The organism is Methylobacterium brachiatum, from assembly GCF_900113845.1.
Taxonomy (GTDB): domain Bacteria; phylum Pseudomonadota; class Alphaproteobacteria; order Rhizobiales; family Beijerinckiaceae; genus Methylobacterium; species Methylobacterium brachiatum.
This window is the reverse complement of sequence record NZ_FOQW01000029.1, coordinates 18,695-37,060: the sequence shown is the minus strand read 5'-3', so window position 1 is coordinate 37,060 and position 18,366 is coordinate 18,695. Positions and strand designations below refer to the sequence as shown.

Genomic DNA, 18,366 nt, shown 5'->3' with positions numbered 1-18,366 from the left:
CGGCGTAGCCACCGAACGAGCGGTCAGCGCTGCCCGAGCCGTAGGCGAAGCCGCCGGTGCCGTACACGAGGGTGCGGTCGAAGGCGTAGCCGAGGCGGCCGCGCACGGTGCCGAAGTAGTCGAGGCTCGACAGGCCGCGCGGGTCGGTGACGTAGTAGCCCGGGGCCACGGCGCCGCTCACGAAGGCGTTGTTCCGGCCGCGGCCGAAGTCGAGGTACTGGGCGTCGGCCTCGATGCCGACGACCACGCCCGAGCCCGGGGTGAACTGGACGTTGTAGCCGACCTGGGCACCGCCGGAGAAGCCGTCCTGGCTGCGGTCGCGGAACGTCGCGGTGGTGCCGGGGGCGGCGTAGGGGAAGGGCACGCCGAAGGTGGAGTTGTTCGAGCGGCTGCTGGCGTCGAACGCGTAGCCGGCGTTGATACCGAAATAGGCGCCGGTCCAGGTGAACACCGGGACGGGGGTGAAGACGGGCGGCGGGGCGGCGCGGCGCGGCAGGTCGGCGGCCGAGGCGGCGCCGGTCAGGAGGGCCGTGGCGGCGCTCGCGAGAAGAAGCTTCTTGATCATCTGGTCCTCTGTCTCCCGTTCGGCGGGATGTGTGCCCGGCAACAGAGACGGCAGGTTGAGGACACGCGATAGTGCAGCGCTGCAACAGCGCTCCTGGGCGCCTCGGACCGGTGGTTGGGCGCGTGCGCTTGAGCACATCCCGCGCCCAAGAAGGCCGATTTCGGCCCGAAGATTTGTATCTCGACGTTTCCGGCAGCAAAAAACCCCGCCGCACGGGGCTGACGGGGCTTTAGTTTGCTCGAGAACATTCCCAGGACCAACCAGGAAGCTTCATCCTCTGTTAGATCCGAGTAGCCGGCGGCCCGCAAGCCCATCCGGGACTGTTGATCGCAGTTAAGATTAATTAACGCTCCCGGCCCCTGCATACCGGCCGTCGGTGCGGGCATCGGGTTGCGCTCGGCCGGCATCCTGTGGTGACGCTCCCGGCATGCTGGATCCCAGATCATCCGCCGCCGCGGGGAACGGTGCCGAAGGCCGGGCGGTCGCGTCCGGCGCGCGAGCCTAGCGCGCCCATGTTCGGCTTCTCCCTGAGCTCCACCGAGCCCGACAGCATCGCGCACATCATCCAGGTGGCGCTCGCGCCGGCCTTCCTCCTCTCGGCGCTCGCGACCCTGCTGAACGTGTTCTCCACCCGGCTCGGCCGGATCTCCGACAAGGTCGATACCCTCTCGGGGGAGATCGCCCGGGCGACGGAGGCGGAGGCCGTGCGCCTGTCCCGCCGGCTGACGTTCCTGCGGCGGCGCTCCCTCGTCCTCGACGTGGCGGTCGTCCTCGCCTCGCTCGCCGGCTGCCTGATCGGGTTGGCGGTGCTGACCCTGTTCGTCGGGGCGATGCGCGATGCGGCGACCGCCTCGATCCTGTTCGCCTGCTTCGGCGCGGCCCTGATCTGCACCGTGGCGGCGATCGGGGCGTTCATGACCGAGATCCTGATGGCCGGTCACGGCGTGCGCGACGAGGTCGAGCACCAGCAGGACAAGGTCCCGGCGCGGTCGTGACCCGGTCACGTTTCGCGTTGCATGCCTAAGGAACTTCGTCTTAATCTTGATGCGGCTTGATTCCGCTCGCCTGCTGCGCCCGAGTGTTCCGCCATGAGTGTCGCGATTCTGGTTGCCCTCATCGCGGGAGCCTTGTGCCTCGGGATGCTCTCCTCTCTCCTGCCGTTCGGCCGGCGGGACGAGGAGGAGGAACTGACCCTGCCCGGCGAGGGCGAGTTCTTCGATGTCGACGGCCCGATCATCGACCTGGAACCGCTGATTCCGCTGCTCGATATGCAGGCGCTCGAGGCGAAGCGGTAAACGGGACGCATCCTATAAGAGAGGGCCGCCGGCCCGGGCGTATCCCGGCGGCGGCCCCGGAGGCCTGCCTCAGGCGGCTTCCTCTTCCGAATCGTCCGCGTCCAGGATGGTCTCCAGGTCGCCGACCAGGGCGTCGAGCTGATCGGCGGTGGCCTTGAGCTTCAGCGTGGTGCCGTCCTCGGCCTCCACGGCGATCTCGATATGGTCGTCGACCTTGGCGGCCAGGGCCTGCTTGATGGTGTAGGTGATCACGTCAGCCTTGTCGGCCATGCCTGTCTCCTCGGGTGGCTGCGGGCAACGCGGCATGTCCGGCATCGGCCCTGCGGCAGAAGCTCGCGTCGCGGACTCGTCGCGGGTTGCGCGAGCGGGCGGCCGCGACGGCGCGTCTCTTCGACGGATCGGCCTGTCCGCGCGCCAAGTCTTCGACGGGTGCGACAAGGCCCTACCGCCGGCCGCGCGTGCGCCGCTCGGTTACCCGAAGGCGACGGCTCGGAACCTCCGGAAGTTGTGTCGGGCGCACCGCGATCGCCTGGCGGTCCGGGCGCGGTGGGGCCGGCAGCAGTTCCGGCCGGGACCGGGGCGTCTCGACGACGACCGCCTCCAGCACCATCGGGCGCGACGGCTTGGTCAGGGCGAGCGTCCGGCCGGGCTTGGCCGCCAGGGTGCCCAGCGCCCAGAGGGCGAGGCAGGCCAGGCCGACCAGAACCCCCGTCCAGGATGGCTCCGAGCGGAGCATCAGGAAGGCGGCGCCGGTCAGGGCGGCCGCGGCTGCGAGCAGCCGGGGTGTGGGATCGCCGGACATCACCGCGCCAGCCTCGACGATGCGGGCTGACGGCCCGTGAAGATCATCGCTCGAATGCGCGTCAATCCGCGAGGCTCGAGGGCGTCTGCCATGTTGTGCCGGGATGCTCGCGGATGTCGCCGGCCCGGGCGCCGGTATCGGCGTCGCTGGTCCAGTCGCTCGGCTCGGTGACGCTGGCGATCTCCGCCTCCGGGTAGGCGGCGGCCAGGAACAGGCGCGCCTCGCCCTCGGCCTCGGCCCGCACCGTCACGAGCGGCTTGTCTCCGTCCGCGTCGCGGATCTGAGCGATGAACAGCTTGGTCATGGGGGGCCTCCGCTACCGTGGAGCGCCAACGGGCCGGCGGCGGGATGGTTCGCGGCCGGAGCCCGGATCGGGCGATCTTTGGCTTCCGCCACACCTGTGGCAGCGGCGATACAGCTTGAGTGTGGAAAACCGGGTAATTTCGCGCTCGATAGGAACATTCGCTGGGGAAAGACCAGTCATGAAGACGCTTCTGGCCTCGTTGGCCGCCTTTACCGCCCTGACCGCCGCCGCTTCGGCCGCCGACCTGCCGCGTCGCGCCGCCCCGCCGCCCGTCTTCACCCCCGTCCCGGTGTTCACCTGGACCGGCGCCTATTTCGGTATCAACGCCGGCTACGCGTTCGACGCCAGCAGCAACAACACCTCGAGCTTCGCCGTCCCGGCCCCGTACGGCGCCGGCACCACGGCCTATTTCAGCCAGCGGAACCAGGAAGGTTTCTCCGGCGGTGGCCAGGTCGGCTACAACTTCCAGTTCACCCCGGGCTCGGGCGTGGTGGTCGGCGTCGAGGCCGACGCCCAGTACCTCGATTTCGGCCGCAGCCGGAACAACGCCTTTGTGGTCGGCCCGCTGGCCCCCGGCGTCTACCTGACCGATCCGCGCGGCCTGTCGAGCCTCGACTTCTTCGGCACCGTGCGCGGCCGTCTCGGCTACGCCTTCGACCGCGTCCTGGTGTACGGCACCGGCGGTTTCGCCTACGGCTCGGGCAGCGCTGACCGCTCGTTCGGCGGCTTCGCCGGCAACGACAGCTTCCGCACCGGTTGGACCGTCGGCGGCGGCATGGAATACGCCCTCCCGGTCGACTCGTTCCTGAACTTCTTCCGGTCCTCGGCCGTGACGCTCAAGATCGAAGGCCTGTACGTCAACCTCGACCGCAACACCCGCAACCAGGGTGCGTTTGTGATCAACGCCGCCAACAACTTCCCGGTGGTCTACAACAACATCGGCCGCCGCGACGACGAGTTCGCCGTGGTCCGCGCCGGCCTGAACTACAAGTTCGGCTCGTACTAAGACCAGCACCGCCCGGCCGGATCGGCCGGGCCTTGCTGAGATCGGTAAACGCCTCGGGTGCCCCCGCGCCCGGGGCGTTTGTCATTGGAATGGGTCGGAACGGCACGGAAACACATCGGTTGAGGCTCCAACTCGCAATCGCCGCCCGGAGCGACCCGACCCATGGCCCCGTTCACCCGCTACACCCCCGACCTGGAGACGCCGCAGCCCGACGAGGACGCGATCCACGCCGGCATGATCGCGCAATTCGCCAAGATCCAGACGACGACGCTGAAGGATTACGGCCACGCGGTGCGCGGCGTGCACGCCAAGGCCCATGGCCTGCTCCTGGGCCGGCTCGAAGTGCTGCCGGACCTGCCGCCCGAGCTCGCCCAGGGCGCTTTCGCGACGCCGGGGACGCACGACGTGGTGCTGCGGCTCTCGACCAATCCCGGCGACATCCTCGACGACAGCGTCTCGACCCCCCGGGGCCTCGCCCTCAAGATCCTGGGCGTGGCCGGCGAGCGCCTGCCCGGGTCGAAGGGCACGACGCAGGATTTCGTGATGGCCAACGCCCCGGCCTTCACGGCCAAGGACGGCGCCGCCTTCCTGAAGACCCTCAAGCTCCTGGCCGCCACCACCGACACCCCGCAGGTGTTCAAGAAGGGGCTCTCGGCCCTGCTGCGCGGCGTCGAGACGGTGCTGGAGGGGCTGGGCACCCAGAGCCCGGCGGTGATCGCCCTGGGCGGCCATCCGGAGACCCATATCCTCGGCGAGACCTTCTACAGCCAGGTGCCCGTGCGCTGGGGCGATTACGTCGCCAAGGTCTCGGTGGCGCCGGTCTCCCCGGAGCTGACCGCGCTCACCCGCGCGCCGCTCAACGTCAACGGCAAGCCGAACGGCCTGCGCGAGGCGGTGGCGGCCCACTTCGCCGCCCATGACGGGGTCTGGGAGCTGCGGGCGCAGCTCATGACCGATCCGGCGACGATGCCGGTGGAGGATGCCTCGGTGCCGTGGCCCGAGACCGAGAGCCCCTACCGGGTGGTGGCGCGGATCACCGTGCCGCGCCAGGCGGCCTGGAGCGAGGCCAAGGCCGCGGCGCTGGACGACGGCCTCGCCTTCAGCCCGTGGCACGGCCTGGCGGCGCACCGGCCGCTCGGCTCGATCATGCGGGCGCGCCGGGCGGTCTACCCGAAATCGGCGGGGTTCCGGGCCGAGCACAATGGCTGCCCGCTGCACGAACCCGCCAGCGCCGCCGCCCTTTCGGTGTAACCCGCGGCCGGGAACAGCCCCGGTGCCCGGGCTGTTATCGGGGGCATGCCGGCTGGGGCCGGCCTTTGGGAAGTCGAGCGTATCATGACCAGCCGTACCCTTCAGACCACGCTTCTCGCCCTCGCCCTCGTCGCCGGCAGCGCCGGGATGGCGGCCGCCCAGAGCACGCCGAACGGCAACACCTCGACCTCCGGTTCGCCGGCCGGCAGCAACAGCACCGGCAACGGCGCCACCGGCAGCGGCGCGGCCCCCAGCGGCAAGTAAGCCCGCGGTAACCCGGCCTTAACCATAACGGCCGAGAGACCGGTCGATCCAGGAGCCCCGCGCTCCGACGACCGTGCAGCCTTTTAGCCCCGCGTCCCACCTGGGACGCGGGGTTTTTGTGCCGTGCCCGGTCGAAATGGCGGGTTCACGGGTGGGGGCCCGGCTGCGCAGACGGCAGGCATCCGCCCTCCCCGGGGGCCCGTCCGTCACCGCACGCCGCGGACGATCCCGCGCGGGCCGTCGGCCCCCTGCCCGCTCGCGACGGGTCTTGTGCGTCCGAGGCCGGATCGCCCATAACGGCCGCCATGGAATCTCGGGTTCGGCAGGGGCGCTCGACGCGCGGCTGGTGGGCGATCGCCGCCCGCAGGCTCGCGCTCGTCCTGGCCCTGTGCCTGGCCGGTCCGGGCGTCGGCCTGGCGGCGGATCTGGCGTTCCATGCCGGTGGCCATCATGAGCGGAGCGTCGGGCAGTCCGTCGCGGAGGCCGGCGGCGCCGTCGATCCCGGCATGGGCGCGCATCTCCATTGCGGCTGCCATCAGGCCGCGCCCCTGGAGACCGGGTTCTCGGGCCCGGCGGCGATCCCCGGCCGGCCGGTCGCGATCCGGGTCGCTCGCCCCCTCCCCTCCATCGCCCCCGACCGCCTGCCCCGGCCTCCCCGCGCCTGAGCCGACGCGGCCGCGCGTCGGCCCGCGTCCTCGCCGGGCCGCCCATGCGGCGCCCGGCTCGCCCTCACGCGTCCCCTGAACGGGAATCCCCGGAGCCGCCGCACGGCCGCTCCGCGGTCCCGGCCGAGCAGGCTCACCATGCGCATCCTCGTCTCCGCGGCCGTCCTGGCCGTCGGCATCGTCATCGGCGCTGCCGTTCCCGCCGCGTCCGGGCTCGTCCGGGACGGCCTCGCGGCGCTCGGCCTGGCCGGGCCCGCCGCCGGCCCCGCGCCCGAGAAGGCCGGGCACGACCATGACCACGATCACGCGGAGCAGGCCGAGGCGGGGGTGATCCGGATGAGCCCCGAGCAGGTCGCGGCGCAGGACATCACGGTGGCACCGGTCACCGGCGGGATCCTGGCACGCCACCTCCTCGTGCCCGGCACCATCACCCCCGACACCGACCGGATCGCCCGGGTCCCCGCCCGGGTGGTCGGGACCGTGGTGGAGATGCGCAAGCGCCTGGGCGATTCCGTCCGGAAGGACGAGGTCGTCGCCGTGCTCGACAGCCGGGAGGTCGCCGACGCCAAGAGCGAGTACCTGACCGCCCTGGTCCAGGTCGAACTCCAGACCATCAACTTCGAGCGCCAGCAGAAGCTGCTGGCCTCGCGCTCGGCCTCGGAATCCGCCTTCCAGAGCGCCCGGGCGGCGTATCTCGAGACCCGGCTGCGGGCCGACCTCGCCCGCCAGAAGCTGTCGGCGCTGGGGCTCGACGCCGCCGAGGTCGCGGCCGCGCAGAGGCGCGACGAGGCGACCCCGACCCTCTCGACCCTGCGCCGCTACGAGCTGCGCGCGCCGCTCGCCGGCCGCGTGGTCGAGCGCCGGGTCGATGTCGGCTCGGCGGTGGGCAAGGAGGGCGACCCGGCCGACCTCTACCTGCTGGCCGACCTCACCACGGTCTGGATCGAGCTGTCGGTGCCGACCCTCGTCCTCGCCCAGGTCCAGGAGGGCGCGCGGGTCACCGTCGCCCCGATCCGCGAGGGCGGCGAAAGTCGCGCCGAGGGGCGGGTGATCTTCGTGAGCCCGTTCCTCAACCCGGAGACCCGCTCGGCCCGGGTCGTGGTCGCCCTGCCCAATGCCGACCTCGCCTGGCGGCCCGGCACCTTCGTCACCGCCGAGCTGGAGATCGCCCGGGACGACGTGCCGGTCCGGGTGCCCAAGGCCGCGCTCCAGACCGTCGCGGGCGCGCGGGTTGTGTTCGTCCGGACCCCGGAAGGCTTCGCGATGCGCCCGGTGGAGCTGGGGCGCTCCGACGATGAATCCTACGCGGTCAAAGCCGGGCTCGCCCCCGGCGAGGCGATCGCGGTCGGCAATACCTTCCTGCTGAAGGCCGAGCTCGGCAAGGCCGAAGCCGGCCACGACGATTGAGGCGCCGGACATGCTCAGCCGCATCCTCGACGTTTCGATCCGCCAGCGCTGGCTGGTCCTGCTCCTCGTGCTGCTGGCTTCGGGCTTCGGCGCCACGGCGCTGACCCGGCTGCCGATCGACGCGGTGCCGGACATCACCAACAACCAGGTGCAGATCAACACGCTCGCGCCGTCGCTGTCGCCGGTCGATATCGAGCGCCAGGTGACCTACCCGGTCGAGACCGCGCTGGCCGGCATCAAGGGGCTCGATCACACCCGCTCGCTCTCGCGCAACGGCTTCTCGCAGGTCACCGCGATCTTCGACGAGCGGCTCGACATCTACTTCGCCCGCCAGCAGGTCGCCGAGCGCCTGGCCCAGGTGAAGGGCGACCTGCCCCCCGGCGCCGAGCCACATATGGGCCCGATCTCGACCGGCTTGGGCGAGATCACCATGTGGTCGGTCCGCTACGCGGAGCCGGATGAGCGGAATGTCGTGCCCGTCGGCAGCCCGGGCTGGCAGCCGGACGGCAGCTTCCGCACCCGGGAGGGCCAGAGCCTCGCCACGGAGCTGGAACGGAACGCCTATCTGCGCACCGTCCAGGACTGGATCATCCGGCCCCAGATCCGGACCGTGCCGGGGGTGGCCGGGGTCGACGGCATCGGCGGCTACGAGAAGCAGTACCATGTCCAGCCGGACCCGACGAAGCTGACCGCCCTCGACCTGTCCTTCGGGGACGTGGTCCGGGCGCTCCAGGCCAACAACGCCAACCAGGGCGCCCGCTACCTCGAGGACAATGGCGAGGGCTACGTGGTCCGCGCCGCCGGTCGCCTGGAGAGCATGGAGGCGATTGCCGACGTGGTGGTCGCCACCCGCGGCGGCGTGCCGGTTCGGGTCCGGGACGTCGCGGCCCTGCGCTTCGGGCGCGAGTTGCGCACCGGCTCGGGCAGCGCGGACGGCCGGGAGGCCGTGATCGGCACCGCCCTGATGCGGATCGGCGAGAACAGCCGCACGGTCGCGGCCGCGGTCGACGCGCGCATGGCCCAGCTCCGCCGCACCCTGCCCCCCGGGATCGTGGTGCAGACGGTGCTCGACCGGACGGTCCTGGTCGAGGCCACGATCCGCACGGTGGCCCGGAACCTCGCCGAGGGCGCGGCCCTGGTGATCGCGGTGCTGGTCCTGCTGCTCGGCAACGTCCGGGCCGCCCTGGTCGCGGCCCTGGTGATCCCGGTCGCCATGCTGATGACCGTCACCGGCATGGTCGAGGCCAGAATCTCGGCCAACCTGATGAGCCTCGGCGCCCTGGATTTCGGGCTGATCGTCGACGGGGCGGTGATCATCACCGAGAATGCGCTCCGCCACCTCGCCGAGCGCCAGCACGCCCTGGGGCGCCGGCTCGACCTGGCGGAGCGCCTGGAGACGGTCCGGGCCTCGGCCGAGGAGATGATCCGCCCGTCGCTCTACGGGCAGGCGATCATCATCCTGGTCTACGCGCCGCTCCTCACCTTCACGGGGGTCGAGGGCAAGATGTTCGAGCCCATGGCGCTGACCGTGATCCTCGCGCTGGCCTGCGCGTTCCTGCTGTCGCTGACCTTCGTGCCGGCCCTGATCGCCATCGTGATCACCGGCCGGGTCACCGAGGCCGACAACCGGCTGATCCGGGGGCTCAAGGCCGCCTACCGGCCGTTGCTCGCCGGGGCGATCCGGGCGCCGGCGCCGGTCCTCGGGGCGGCGCTGCTGCTGCTCGCCGGGGCCGGCCTGCTGGCGACCCGGCTCGGGACCGAGTTCATCCCGCTCCTCGATGAGAAGAGCATCGCGCTCAACGCCAGCCGGATCCCCTCGACCGCCCTGACCCAGTCGCAGGCCATGCAGCTCAAGGTCGAGCAGGCGGTCGCGGCCTTCCCGCAGGTGGCCACCGTCTTCTCGAAGACCGGCACCGCCGAGATCGCCTCCGACCCGATGCCGCCCAGCGCGTCGGACACCTTCGTGATCCTGAAGCCCCAGGCGGAATGGCCCGATCCCGCGCTGACCAAGGCGGCGCTCCAGGCGCAGATCGAGGCGGCCGTGGGCGCGCTCGCCGGCAACGTCTACGAGTTCTCCCAGCCGATCCAGCTGCGCTTCAACGAGCTGCTCGCCGGGACAAGGGGCGACCTCGCCGTCAAGGTGTTCGGCGATGCCTTCGAGCCGATGCTGAAGACCGCCAACCAGATCGCCGCGATCCTGCGCGGCATCGACGGGGCGGACGACGTGAAGGTCGAGCAGATCGCCGGCCTGCCGGTCTTCGAGATCGGCATCGACCGGACCGAGGCGGCGCGGCTGGGTCTCAGTACCGGGGCGATCCAGGAGGTGATCGGGGCCGCGATCGGCGGCCGGGAGGCGGGCTTCGTGTTCGAGGGCGACCGGCGCTTCCCGATCGTGGTGCGCCTGACCGACGCCGTCCGGGAGGACCGCGAGGCCCTGGAGAACCTGCCGGTCCCCCTGCCCCCGGGGGCCAACGGCAAGGTCGCCTCCGTGCTGCTGCGGCAGGTCGCGCGCTTCTCGGTGACCGAGGGGCCCAACCAGATCTCGCGGGAGAACGGCCAGCGGCGCGTCGTCGTCACCGCCAATGTCCGCGGCCGGGATATCGGCTCGCTGGTGACGGAGGCGCAAGCCAAGGTCGCCGGGCAGGTCGCGCTTCCGGCGGGCTCCTACGTGACCTGGGGCGGCCAGTTCGAGAACCTCGCCTCGGCCCGGCGGCGCCTGACCCTGGTCGTGCCGGCCTGCTTCGTCCTGATCCTGCTGCTGCTGACCTCGGCGCTGGGCAGCGTCCGCGACGCGCTCCTGGTGTTCTCCGCCGTGCCGCTGGCGCTCACCGGCGGCATCGCGGCCCTGTGGCTGCGGGGGATGCCGCTGTCGGTGCCGGCCGCGGTCGGGTTCATCGCGCTCTCGGGGGTGGCGGTGCTGAACGGCCTCGTGATGCTGAGCTTCATCAAGCAGCTGGTCGCCGAGGGCCGGCCCCTGCGGGCGGCGATCCTGGAGGGGGCCCTGACCCGGCTTCGGCCCGTGGCCATGACGGCGCTGGTCGCCTCGCTCGGCTTCGTCCCGATGGCGCTTGCCACCGGCACCGGCGCGGAGGTGCAGCGGCCGCTCGCCACCGTGGTGATCGGCGGCCTGATCAGCGCGACCCTGCTGACCCTGGTGGTGCTGCCGGCGCTCTACGCGCGGTTCGGGAAAGCCGGTCCCGCCGCGGCGCCGGCGCAGGATCGGCCCCGGCGGGCGGCCTGAGCCGCGGCGGCCTCGGCCGATCGGATCCCGGAAGATCCGCGGCGCGCCTGCGATCCAGGATCCGGCCTTCGGGCGGAGGTGTAACGGCCGCTCGGTCGGTCCCCTGCTCCCGATGCGCTTCGCGGCTGCGCAACCGCGGGCGGATGCTGGAAAAGCCGCCCGATGATCTGGAGCTGCAGAACGAATAGAGCAGATGCTCCATATTTCGCTGATTGTCGTAATATAGTAAAATCATGTTAAAGATAAGAATAGTATGTTGACATTGATGCGATACGGTAGGAAGTTAAGGATGGAATTTGAAGGCATGGTCTGCTTTGTCCGCGGGATATTTGCGATGAATTTCAGTATAAGTTTCCGGATCTATGCCGGATTTATTCTTCTTATGTTACTCGGTGGGATCGTTGGCATCTACTCGTTCTATCAGCAGGGCGTCGTCAACGATCAATACGCGCTGCGGGGCCGGCTGGATACGATCGCCCGCCAGGTCTTCACATTGAACAGCCTGGCGGCAAAACTGGCCGGCGAAGTTGAGCAGAACCAGGTCACGCCCAAGCCCGAGCGGATCGCCGCCCTTGAGCCCGTTCGGCGCGAGGCCGAGGACATCGCTGACCAGTTGAGCGCCCTGGCGATCTCGGACGAGGGGCGACGGCTCTACATGGGAACGCGCGATCACGCCCGGGCGCTGAAGCCGGAGCTGGATCGCCTGGCTGCCGCCGGCGCCAGCCTGAGCGCGGCCAAGGACGCCCTGTTCACGGGCGGCGACACCCTGACCCAGGCGACGAAAGTCCTGGTCGCGGCGGTGCGCGCGCAAGCCGGGGGCGCGACGCTCGGCGAGGCCCAGAGCGCCGAGAGCGCCATCCTGCTGGTCCGCGTCGCCAACTGGCGGTTCCTCGCCACCTTCGACCCGAAGGGACCGGCCACCTTCGCCACGAATGTCGGGAAGGCCAAGGCCGCGCTTGCGGCGTTCAAGGCGGCCGAAGGGGCCACCGCCTTCGCGCCGCAGGTCCAGGCCGTCGCCGAGGCGCTCGAGGCCTATGCCCGCAATTTCGACGTGACCGTCCGGGCGATGGAGGCCGCGAGGACGGTGTTCGAGACCGGCATCAAGCCGCACATGGAGGCGATCGATCAGACCGTCGGCAAGGTGCGCGAGATGATTAACGTCATGGTCGACAAGATCGCCCGCGAGACGGCGACCACAGTGGCGTATGCCTGGTGGGTGCAGATCGGCCTGATCGGCGTGGCCGGTCTGATCGGCGGCGTGCTGGCCCTCCTGATCGCCCGCAGCATCGTCCGGCCGATCGTCGGCATGACCAACGCGATGAAGCGCTTGGCCGAGGGTGACACCGATGTCGTGGTGCCGTCCCGGGACGCCACTGACGAGATCGGTGCCATGGCCAAGGCGGTGGACGTATTCCGCCAGAACGCCATCGCCCGGGCCGAGCTGGAGGCCGCCCAGGCCGCCGAGCAGGCCGCCCGCCTCAGCCGGGTCGAGCGGGTCGACCAACTGGTCAGGGCCTTCGAGCAGAACGTCGCGGCCTCGCTCGACATCGTCACCGGGGCCGCCAACGAACTCGACGCCACGGCGCGCTCGATGACCCAGGTCGCCGACGACACCAACAATCAGGCGGTGGCCTCCAGCGCCTCCGCCGAGCAGGCCTCGAACAATGTCCAGACCGTGGCGGCGGCCGCCGAGGAAATGGTCTCGTCGCTGCAGGAAATCGAGCGGCAGGTGCTCCGCTCCAACGAGGTCGCCGGTCATGCGTCCCACGAGGCCGAGACCACGAACGCCGCCATGGCCAGCCTGCGGATGGCCGCCGAGCAGATCGGCGCGGCGGTGACGACGATCTCCGGGATCGCCGGGCAGACCAACCTGCTGGCCTTGAACGCCACGATCGAGGCGGCGCGCGCCGGCGAGGCCGGGCGCGGCTTCGCGGTGGTCGCCGCCGAGGTCAAGGAGCTCGCCGGCCAGACCGCCAAGGCCACGGAGGAGATCGGCGGCCAGATCGCGGCGATCCAGATGGCCACCGGCCAGGCCGCGGAGGCGATCGAGCAGATCGCCCGGACCATCGCGACGGTGAACGAGATCAGCGGGGCGATCGCCTCGACGATCGTGGAGCAGACCGCTGCGACCAGCGAGATCTCGCGCAATGCCGGCGAGGCGGCCCGGGGCACGCAGGACGTGTCGTCCAACGTGGCGCGGGTGCTGGCCTCCTCGGGCGAGACCGGCAGCGCCGCCGCGCAGGTGCTGAACGCCGCCGCCGAGCTGGCCGCGCAATCCCTGAAGGTCAAGCGGGAGGTCGACGACTTCCTGCGGGACATCCAGGCGGCCTGAAGGCCGGCGTCTTCATCCGGCGGGCCGTTCCAGATTAGGTCACTGAAACATCACGCCTTTCCCCGCCCCTCTGTCGGCTGCGATGTCCACACATGGCGCGGGGCGAGGCGCCGCCTTCCCGCCTCCGCTTTGCCGGGAGGGGAAAGCGCGGTGTGCTTCACAGGCTGGCGGCCGGACCCGATGTGTGACGCCGCGGGCCTGCAGGGGGAGACGCGTCGGGCTCCGGCCCCCACTCCGCTTGCATCGCGGTCACGCCGCGGCCCGGACCGGCTCCGCAACCGCCAGCTCGGCCTCCGCGGGCAGACCTCGGCCCTTGATCAGGGCGTAGACCGCCGGGATCACGATCAGGGTCAGGAGGGTCGAGGAGGCCATGCCGCCGATCATCGGCACGGCGATCCGCTGCATCACCTCGGACCCCGCGCCGGTGCTCCACAGGATCGGCACCAGGCCGGCCATGATCGCCACCACGGTCATCATCTTCGGGCGGACCCGCTCCACTGCCCCGACCATGATGGCGGCGCGCAGGTCCTCCCGGGTGAGGGGGCGCCCGGCCCGCGCGGCCTCGCCGCGCCGCTCGGCGAGCGCCTGGTCGAGATAGACCAGCATCAGGATCCCGGTCTCGGCGGCGACGCCGGCCAGGGCGATGAAGCCCACCGCCACCGCGACCGAGAGGTGGAAGCCCATCGCCCACATCAGCCAGACGCCGCCCACCAGCGCGAAGGGCAGCGACAGCAGGACGATCAGCGTCTCGGTCACCCGGCGGAACACCAGGTAGAGCAGCAGGACGATCACCATCAGGGTCGCCGGCACGACGAGCCGAAGCCTGGCCTCGGCCCGCTCCAGGGCCTCGAACTGGCCGCTCCACTGCAGCGTCATCCCCTCCGGCAGCGGCACGGCGCGCGCCACCACGTCCCGCGCCTCCCCGACATAGCCGCCGAGGTCGCGCCCGGCGATGTCGACGTAGAGGTAGAGGACGGGCCGTCCGTTCTCGGTGCGGATCGCGGTCGGCCCGCGCGCGAGCTGGATCGACGCGACCGCGCCCAGCGGCACGGTCCCGCCGGCGGGCAGCGCCACCTGGACGTCGTTGGCGATGGCCTGGGGGTCGGACCGGAGGGCGCGCGGGTAGCGCGCGGTGACGCCGTAGCGCTCGCGGCCCTCCACGGTGGTGGTGACGGTCGCCGCGCCGAGCGCCGTGGCGACCACGTCCTGGACGTCGCCGACGGAGAGTCCGTAGCGGCCGAGCGCCTCCCGGTCCGGGGTGACGTCGAGGAAGGTGCCGCCCATGACGCGCTCGGCATAGGCGCTCGTCGTGCCCGGAACCGTGCGGATCGCCGCCTCCACGGCCCGGGCGACCGGCTCCAGGGCGGCGAGATCGGGGCCGAACAGCTTGACGCCCACGGGGGTGCGGATGCCGGTGGCGAGCATGTCGATCCGGGCGCGGATCGGCTGGGTCCAGGCGTTGGACACACCGGGAAATTGCAGCGCCTTGTCCATCTCGGCCCGCAGGCTCGCCAGCGTCACGCCGGGCCGCCACGCCTCCGGGGGCTTCAGGCGGATGATCGTCTCGAACATCTCGAGCGGCGCCGGATCGGTCGCGGTGCCGGCACGGCCCGCCTTGCCGTAGACCGAGGCGACCTCCGGAAACGTCTTGATGATCCGGTCCTGGGTCGCCAGCAGCTCGGCCGCCTTGGTGACGGACAGGCCCGGCAGCGTGGTGGGCATGTAGAGCAGCGTGCCCTCGTTGAGCTCGGGCATGAATTCCGAGCCGAGCTGGCGGGCCGGCCAGATCGTGGCGGCGAGAACCCCGAGCGCCAGGAGGAGCGTCAGGATCCGGGCCCGCAGCACCGCGGCGATCAGCGGCCGGTAGATCCCGACCAGCAGCCGGTTCACCGGGTTGCGGTGCTCCGGCACGATCCGGCCGCGCACGAACAGGATCATCAGCGCCGGCACCAGGGTCACCGACAGCAGCGCGGCCGCCGCCATCGCGAAGGTCTTGGTGAAAGCGAGCGGCCCGAACAGCCGGCCCTCCTGGCTCTCCAGGGTGAAGATCGGCAGGAACGAGACCGTGATCACCAGGAGCGACAGGAACAGCGACGGCCCGACCTCGGCGGCGGCCCCGACCAGGATCTCGGCCCGGGGCCGATCCGGGGGCGCGCGCTCCAGGTGCTTGTGGGCGTTCTCGATCATCACGATGGCGGCGTCGATCATCGCCCCGACCGCGATGGCGATGCCGCCCAGACTCATGATGTCGGCGCTGAGCCCGAGCGCCCGCATGGCCGAAAACGCCATCAGGATCGCGACCGGCAGCATCAGGATCGCCACCAGCGCGCTGCGCAGGTGCAGCAGGAACACCAGGCAGACCAGGGCGACGATCGCGCATTCCTCGACCAGGGTGTGGGTCAGCGTGGCGATCGCCGCGTCGATGAGCTGCGACCGGTCGTAGACCGGCAGGATCTCGGTTCCCGAGGGCAGGCTCCTGGCGATCTCGGCCAGCCGATCCTTGACGCTCGCGATGACCGCGCGGGCGTTGGCGCCGAAGCGCTGCACGACGATGCCGCCGGCGACCTCGCCCGCCCCGTCGAGCTCGGCGATCCCGCGTCGCTCGTCGGGCCCGATCTCCACCCGGGCGACGTCGCGCACCCGCACCGGCGTGCCGGCATCGGTCTTGAGCACGACGGCGCCGATATCCTGGGTGCTCTTGAGGTAGCCCCGGCCGCGCACCACCACCTCGAACTCGGACAGCTCGACCGTGCGGCCGCCGACATCGGCGTTGCTCGCCCGGATGGCGTCGCGCAGGCGGTTCAGGCTGATGCCCTGCGCGCGCAGGCGGTTCGGGTCGACCACGACGCTGTACTGCTTGACGAAGCCGCCCACCGGGGCGACCTCGGCGACGCCCTCCCCGCGCGAGGCCGCGAACCGGACGACCCAATCCTGCAGGGAGCGCAGCTCGGCCAGCGTCCGCTGCCGGGCCTGGATCACGTATTGGTAGACCCAGCCGATCCCGGTGGCGTCGGGCCCCAGCGTCGGGATCACCCCGGCGGGCAGGCGGCTCGCCGGACCGTTGAGATATTCGAGCACCCGCGAGCGCGCCCAGTACGGGTCGGTGCCGTCCGCGAAGATCACGTAGACGAAGGAGACCCCGAACATCGAGACCCCGCGCACCGCCTTGGCCCGCGGCACGGTCAGCATGGCGGTGGTCAGCGGGTAGGTGACTTGGTCCTCGACCACCTGCGGGGCCTGGCCCGGATACTCGGTGTAGACGATGGTCTGCACGTCCGAGAGGTCCGGGATGGCGTCGAGCGGCAGGGTGCGCAGGGCCTGGAATCCCGCCGCCACCGCGAAGACGGTGCCGATCAGAACGAGCACGCGGTTGCGCGCCGACCAGGCGATCAGCCGGGCGATCATCGGCCGCCCTCCCCGTCCGTCGGCGGGGCGGCGAGGCTCGCCAGCGCCGCCTTCAGGTTGCTCTCGGCGTCGATCAGGAAATTCGCCGCGGTGACGACCCGCTCGCCGGCCCTGAGGCCCGCGCGGATCTCGACATAGCCGTCGCCGCGCCGCCCGATCTCGACCGCCCGGGGCGCGAACCGGCCCTCCCCGCCATCGATCAGCACCGCCTGGCGCGCGCCGGTCTCGAGCACGGCCCCTTCGGGCACCGCCACCACCGGCTCGGTGGCGCCCGTGGCGATCTCCACGTCGGCATACATGTCCGGCAGGAGCAGCCCGTCCGGGTTCGGCAGTTCGATCCGGATGCGGGTCGAGCGGGTCTCCCGATTCACCTGCGGGTAGATCACCTCCACCCGGCCGGTGAGGCTGCGGCCGGGTACCCGCACGGTGGCGGCCTGGCCGACGCGGATGCCGGCGAGGTCGTGCTCCGGCACGTCGGCCAGGACCCAGATCCGCGACAGGTCGGCGATCCGGAACAGGGTGTCGCCGGCCGCGGCCTTCATGCCCTCCACCGCCCTGCGCTCGAGCACCAGCCCGTCGCGGGGCGCGGCCCAGGTGATGGCGCGGGGCACCGTCCGGGTCCGCTCCATCTCGGCGATCACCGCCTCCGAGACGTTGAGGTTGCGGATGCGCCGGCGGGCGCCGTCGAAGCCCGGATTGGCGATGAGCTGCGCGGCGGCGGCGTTGATCTCCGGCGCGTAGACCGAGACCAGGGGCTGCCCCTGCCGGACCCGGTCGCCGGTGGTGACGTCCTCGACATGGTCGACATAGGCGTCGGCCCGGGTCGCCACCACGGTGACCCGGCGCTCGTCGAGGGCCACGGTGCCGGGCACCCGGACCGGCCGGGACACGACCCGGCGCTCGACCACGGCGCTGCGCACGCCGGTGCGCTGGACCCGGCCCGGCGAGACCGTGACGGTGGTCGGGTCCGGATCGTCGCCGTCATAGACGGGGATGTAGTCCATCCCCATCGAGTCCTTCTTGGGCACCGGCGAGGTGTCGGGCAGGCCCATCGGGTTGCGGTAGTAGCGCACCGTCCGGCCGGGATTCTCGGGCCCGTCGCCCGCCCCCGGCCCGGCCTGACCCGAACCGTCCTCCGCGGCGGGCCGGTCGAAGCGCAGATCCTCGCTGGCCTGGACGGCCCGGAACAGGCGCCCGTCCTCGGTCATCATCGGCGACAGCGAGTAGACCGGCTTGCCGTCCGGATCCTGGTAATAGACCACCGGCCCGGTGGCGGCCTCCGGCCCGGCGGCGAAGCCCGCCCAGGCCCGCGCGAAGAGCGGGATCGGATCGGGGCCGCCCATGCGCCCCGCCCCGTAGCCGGCGCCCCCCGCCGCCAGGGCGGCGAGGGTCCCGGCCAGCCAGGCCGCGCGGCTCACGGCACGGCCCGGAAGACGAGCCTGTCGCTCACCGTGCCGGTCTCGCCCTGGACCTTGGCCCCGAGCGACAGCCGCCAGCCGCCCGCCATGGTGAGCTTGGTCTTGAACCGGTAGAGGCCCGGCTCCGTGGACGGGAGCTGCGCCAGGGTCGAGGTCATCTCGTCCATGCTGTCGGGGGCCATGTCGATGCGCTTGGCGAAGATCACCGCATCGGTGACCGGCTGGCCGCTGCGCGTGTCGACCAGGCGGACCGTCAGGACGGCCTCGCCGACCTTGGCCTCCTGGGTGACGAGCTCGAACCGGTAATCCGCGGGCGCGGCCCGGGCCGGGACCGTCAAGGCGACGCCGACGAGCGCGGCCGCGCAGGCGCGCGCCCAGGATTGGGCAACAGAATGAAGGGTCACGCAGAAT

General features: G+C 71.5%; 16 protein-coding genes. 9 read left to right on the top strand and 7 right to left on the bottom strand.

The genetic code is table 11. From position 1 onward, the window contains the following. Window positions 1–565: outer membrane protein (locus BMZ47_RS26310; RefSeq protein WP_091865204.1), on the bottom strand; the 565-nt coding region annotated here is incomplete at its 3' end. Between the two features lie 512 nt (window positions 566–1,077). Between BMZ47_RS26310 and BMZ47_RS26305 the strand changes: the two genes are divergently transcribed. Both BMZ47_RS26305 and BMZ47_RS26300 read left to right on the top strand, forming a co-directional pair. After that, the gene (locus BMZ47_RS26305; RefSeq protein WP_007566981.1) at window positions 1,078–1,560 is read left to right on the top strand and encodes a DUF2721 domain-containing protein; all 483 of its coding nucleotides are present in this window, start codon (window positions 1,078–1,080) and stop codon (window positions 1,558–1,560) included. Between the two features lie 93 nt (window positions 1,561–1,653). Next, the gene (locus BMZ47_RS26300) at window positions 1,654–1,860 is read left to right on the top strand and encodes a hypothetical protein (protein ID WP_091865202.1); all 207 of its coding nucleotides are present in this window, start codon (window positions 1,654–1,656) and stop codon (window positions 1,858–1,860) included. A gap of 69 nt (window positions 1,861–1,929) precedes the next feature. On the opposite strand, the gene BMZ47_RS26295 is transcribed toward BMZ47_RS26300, so the two are convergent. The 3 genes from BMZ47_RS26295 to BMZ47_RS26285 form a co-directional block, all read right to left on the bottom strand. Beyond that, window positions 1,930–2,130, bottom strand: a complete 201-nt coding sequence (locus BMZ47_RS26295; protein WP_007566985.1) for a hypothetical protein — start codon at window positions 2,128–2,130, stop codon at window positions 1,930–1,932. Between the two features lie 172 nt (window positions 2,131–2,302). Beyond that, on the bottom strand, window positions 2,303–2,662 hold the full coding sequence (locus BMZ47_RS26290) for an energy transducer TonB (protein WP_208601119.1): 360 nt from the start codon (window positions 2,660–2,662) through the stop codon (window positions 2,303–2,305). A 61-nt stretch (window positions 2,663–2,723) separates the two neighbouring features. Then, the gene (locus tag BMZ47_RS26285) at window positions 2,724–2,966 is read right to left on the bottom strand and encodes a hypothetical protein (protein ID WP_007566988.1); all 243 of its coding nucleotides are present in this window, start codon (window positions 2,964–2,966) and stop codon (window positions 2,724–2,726) included. Between the two features lie 178 nt (window positions 2,967–3,144). Between BMZ47_RS26285 and BMZ47_RS26280 the strand changes: the two genes are divergently transcribed. The 7 genes from BMZ47_RS26280 (at window position 3,145) to BMZ47_RS26250 (ending at window position 13,132) form a co-directional block, all read left to right on the top strand. Further along, window positions 3,145–3,972 (top strand): outer membrane protein, encoded by an 828-nt coding sequence (locus tag BMZ47_RS26280; RefSeq protein WP_091865198.1) that lies wholly within the window; start codon window positions 3,145–3,147, stop codon window positions 3,970–3,972. A gap of 162 nt (window positions 3,973–4,134) precedes the next feature. Beyond that, window positions 4,135–5,223 carry a catalase family protein gene (locus BMZ47_RS26275; RefSeq protein ID WP_091865196.1) on the top strand — a complete coding sequence of 363 codons (1,089 nt, stop codon included), beginning with the start codon at window positions 4,135–4,137 and terminating at the stop codon, window positions 5,221–5,223. 84 nt (window positions 5,224–5,307) lie between these two features. Then, complete coding sequence (locus BMZ47_RS26270; protein WP_007569333.1) at window positions 5,308–5,487, top strand: hypothetical protein; 180 nt, start codon at window positions 5,308–5,310, stop codon at window positions 5,485–5,487. Between the two features lie 305 nt (window positions 5,488–5,792). After that, window positions 5,793–6,152 (top strand): hypothetical protein, encoded by a 360-nt coding sequence (locus tag BMZ47_RS26265; protein ID WP_091865193.1) that lies wholly within the window; start codon window positions 5,793–5,795, stop codon window positions 6,150–6,152. A gap of 138 nt (window positions 6,153–6,290) precedes the next feature. Further along, the gene (locus BMZ47_RS26260; protein ID WP_091865191.1) at window positions 6,291–7,559 is read left to right on the top strand and encodes an efflux RND transporter periplasmic adaptor subunit; all 1,269 of its coding nucleotides are present in this window, start codon (window positions 6,291–6,293) and stop codon (window positions 7,557–7,559) included. A 10-nt stretch (window positions 7,560–7,569) separates the two neighbouring features. Continuing rightward, the gene (locus BMZ47_RS26255; RefSeq protein WP_091865189.1) at window positions 7,570–10,800 is read left to right on the top strand and encodes an efflux RND transporter permease subunit; all 3,231 of its coding nucleotides are present in this window, start codon (window positions 7,570–7,572) and stop codon (window positions 10,798–10,800) included. A 382-nt stretch (window positions 10,801–11,182) separates the two neighbouring features. Then, window positions 11,183–13,132: a methyl-accepting chemotaxis protein gene (locus BMZ47_RS26250; protein ID WP_167369114.1), complete on the top strand. Its 1,950-nt coding sequence runs from the start codon at window positions 11,183–11,185 to the stop codon at window positions 13,130–13,132. Window positions 13,133–13,381: 249 nt separating this feature from the next. On the opposite strand, the gene BMZ47_RS26245 is transcribed toward BMZ47_RS26250, so the two are convergent. The 3 genes from BMZ47_RS26245 to BMZ47_RS26235 are packed head-to-tail and all read right to left on the bottom strand — an operon-like array spanning window position 13,382 to window position 18,359. Further along, entirely contained in the window at window positions 13,382–16,537 is a 3,156-nt protein-coding gene (locus tag BMZ47_RS26245; protein ID WP_091865185.1) for an efflux RND transporter permease subunit, read from the bottom strand. Further along, window positions 16,534–17,955 (bottom strand): efflux RND transporter periplasmic adaptor subunit, encoded by a 1,422-nt coding sequence (locus BMZ47_RS26240; protein ID WP_091865183.1) that lies wholly within the window; start codon window positions 17,953–17,955, stop codon window positions 16,534–16,536. Before BMZ47_RS26240 ends, BMZ47_RS26245 begins: the two co-directional genes overlap by 4 nt. Then, window positions 17,952–18,359: a FixH family protein gene (locus tag BMZ47_RS26235; protein ID WP_039903371.1), complete on the bottom strand. Its 408-nt coding sequence runs from the start codon at window positions 18,357–18,359 to the stop codon at window positions 17,952–17,954. Before BMZ47_RS26235 ends, BMZ47_RS26240 begins: the two co-directional genes overlap by 4 nt. Window positions 18,360–18,366 lie beyond the last annotated feature (7 nt).

What these genes read in the sequence shown, in the direction of transcription:
- BMZ47_RS26305 (WP_007566981.1), top strand. Translation starts at nt 1,078, where the DNA reads ATGTTCGGCTTCTCCCTGAGCTCCACCGAGCCCGACAGCATCGCGCAC.
- BMZ47_RS26300 (WP_091865202.1), top strand. Translation starts at nt 1,654, where the DNA reads ATGAGTGTCGCGATTCTGGTTGCCCTCATCGCGGGAGCCTTGTGCCTC.
- BMZ47_RS26295 (WP_007566985.1), bottom strand. Translation starts at nt 2,130, where the DNA reads ATGGCCGACAAGGCTGACGTGATCACCTACACCATCAAGCAGGCCCTG.
- BMZ47_RS26290 (WP_208601119.1), bottom strand. Translation starts at nt 2,662, where the DNA reads ATGTCCGGCGATCCCACACCCCGGCTGCTCGCAGCCGCGGCCGCCCTG.
- BMZ47_RS26285 (WP_007566988.1), bottom strand. Translation starts at nt 2,966, where the DNA reads ATGACCAAGCTGTTCATCGCTCAGATCCGCGACGCGGACGGAGACAAG.
- BMZ47_RS26280 (WP_091865198.1), top strand. Translation starts at nt 3,145, where the DNA reads ATGAAGACGCTTCTGGCCTCGTTGGCCGCCTTTACCGCCCTGACCGCC.
- BMZ47_RS26275 (WP_091865196.1), top strand. Translation starts at nt 4,135, where the DNA reads ATGGCCCCGTTCACCCGCTACACCCCCGACCTGGAGACGCCGCAGCCC.
- BMZ47_RS26270 (WP_007569333.1), top strand. Translation starts at nt 5,308, where the DNA reads ATGACCAGCCGTACCCTTCAGACCACGCTTCTCGCCCTCGCCCTCGTC.
- BMZ47_RS26265 (WP_091865193.1), top strand. Translation starts at nt 5,793, where the DNA reads ATGGAATCTCGGGTTCGGCAGGGGCGCTCGACGCGCGGCTGGTGGGCG.
- BMZ47_RS26260 (WP_091865191.1), top strand. Translation starts at nt 6,291, where the DNA reads ATGCGCATCCTCGTCTCCGCGGCCGTCCTGGCCGTCGGCATCGTCATC.
- BMZ47_RS26255 (WP_091865189.1), top strand. Translation starts at nt 7,570, where the DNA reads ATGCTCAGCCGCATCCTCGACGTTTCGATCCGCCAGCGCTGGCTGGTC.
- BMZ47_RS26250 (WP_167369114.1), top strand. Translation starts at nt 11,183, where the DNA reads ATGTTACTCGGTGGGATCGTTGGCATCTACTCGTTCTATCAGCAGGGC.
- BMZ47_RS26245 (WP_091865185.1), bottom strand. Translation starts at nt 16,537, where the DNA reads ATGATCGCCCGGCTGATCGCCTGGTCGGCGCGCAACCGCGTGCTCGTT.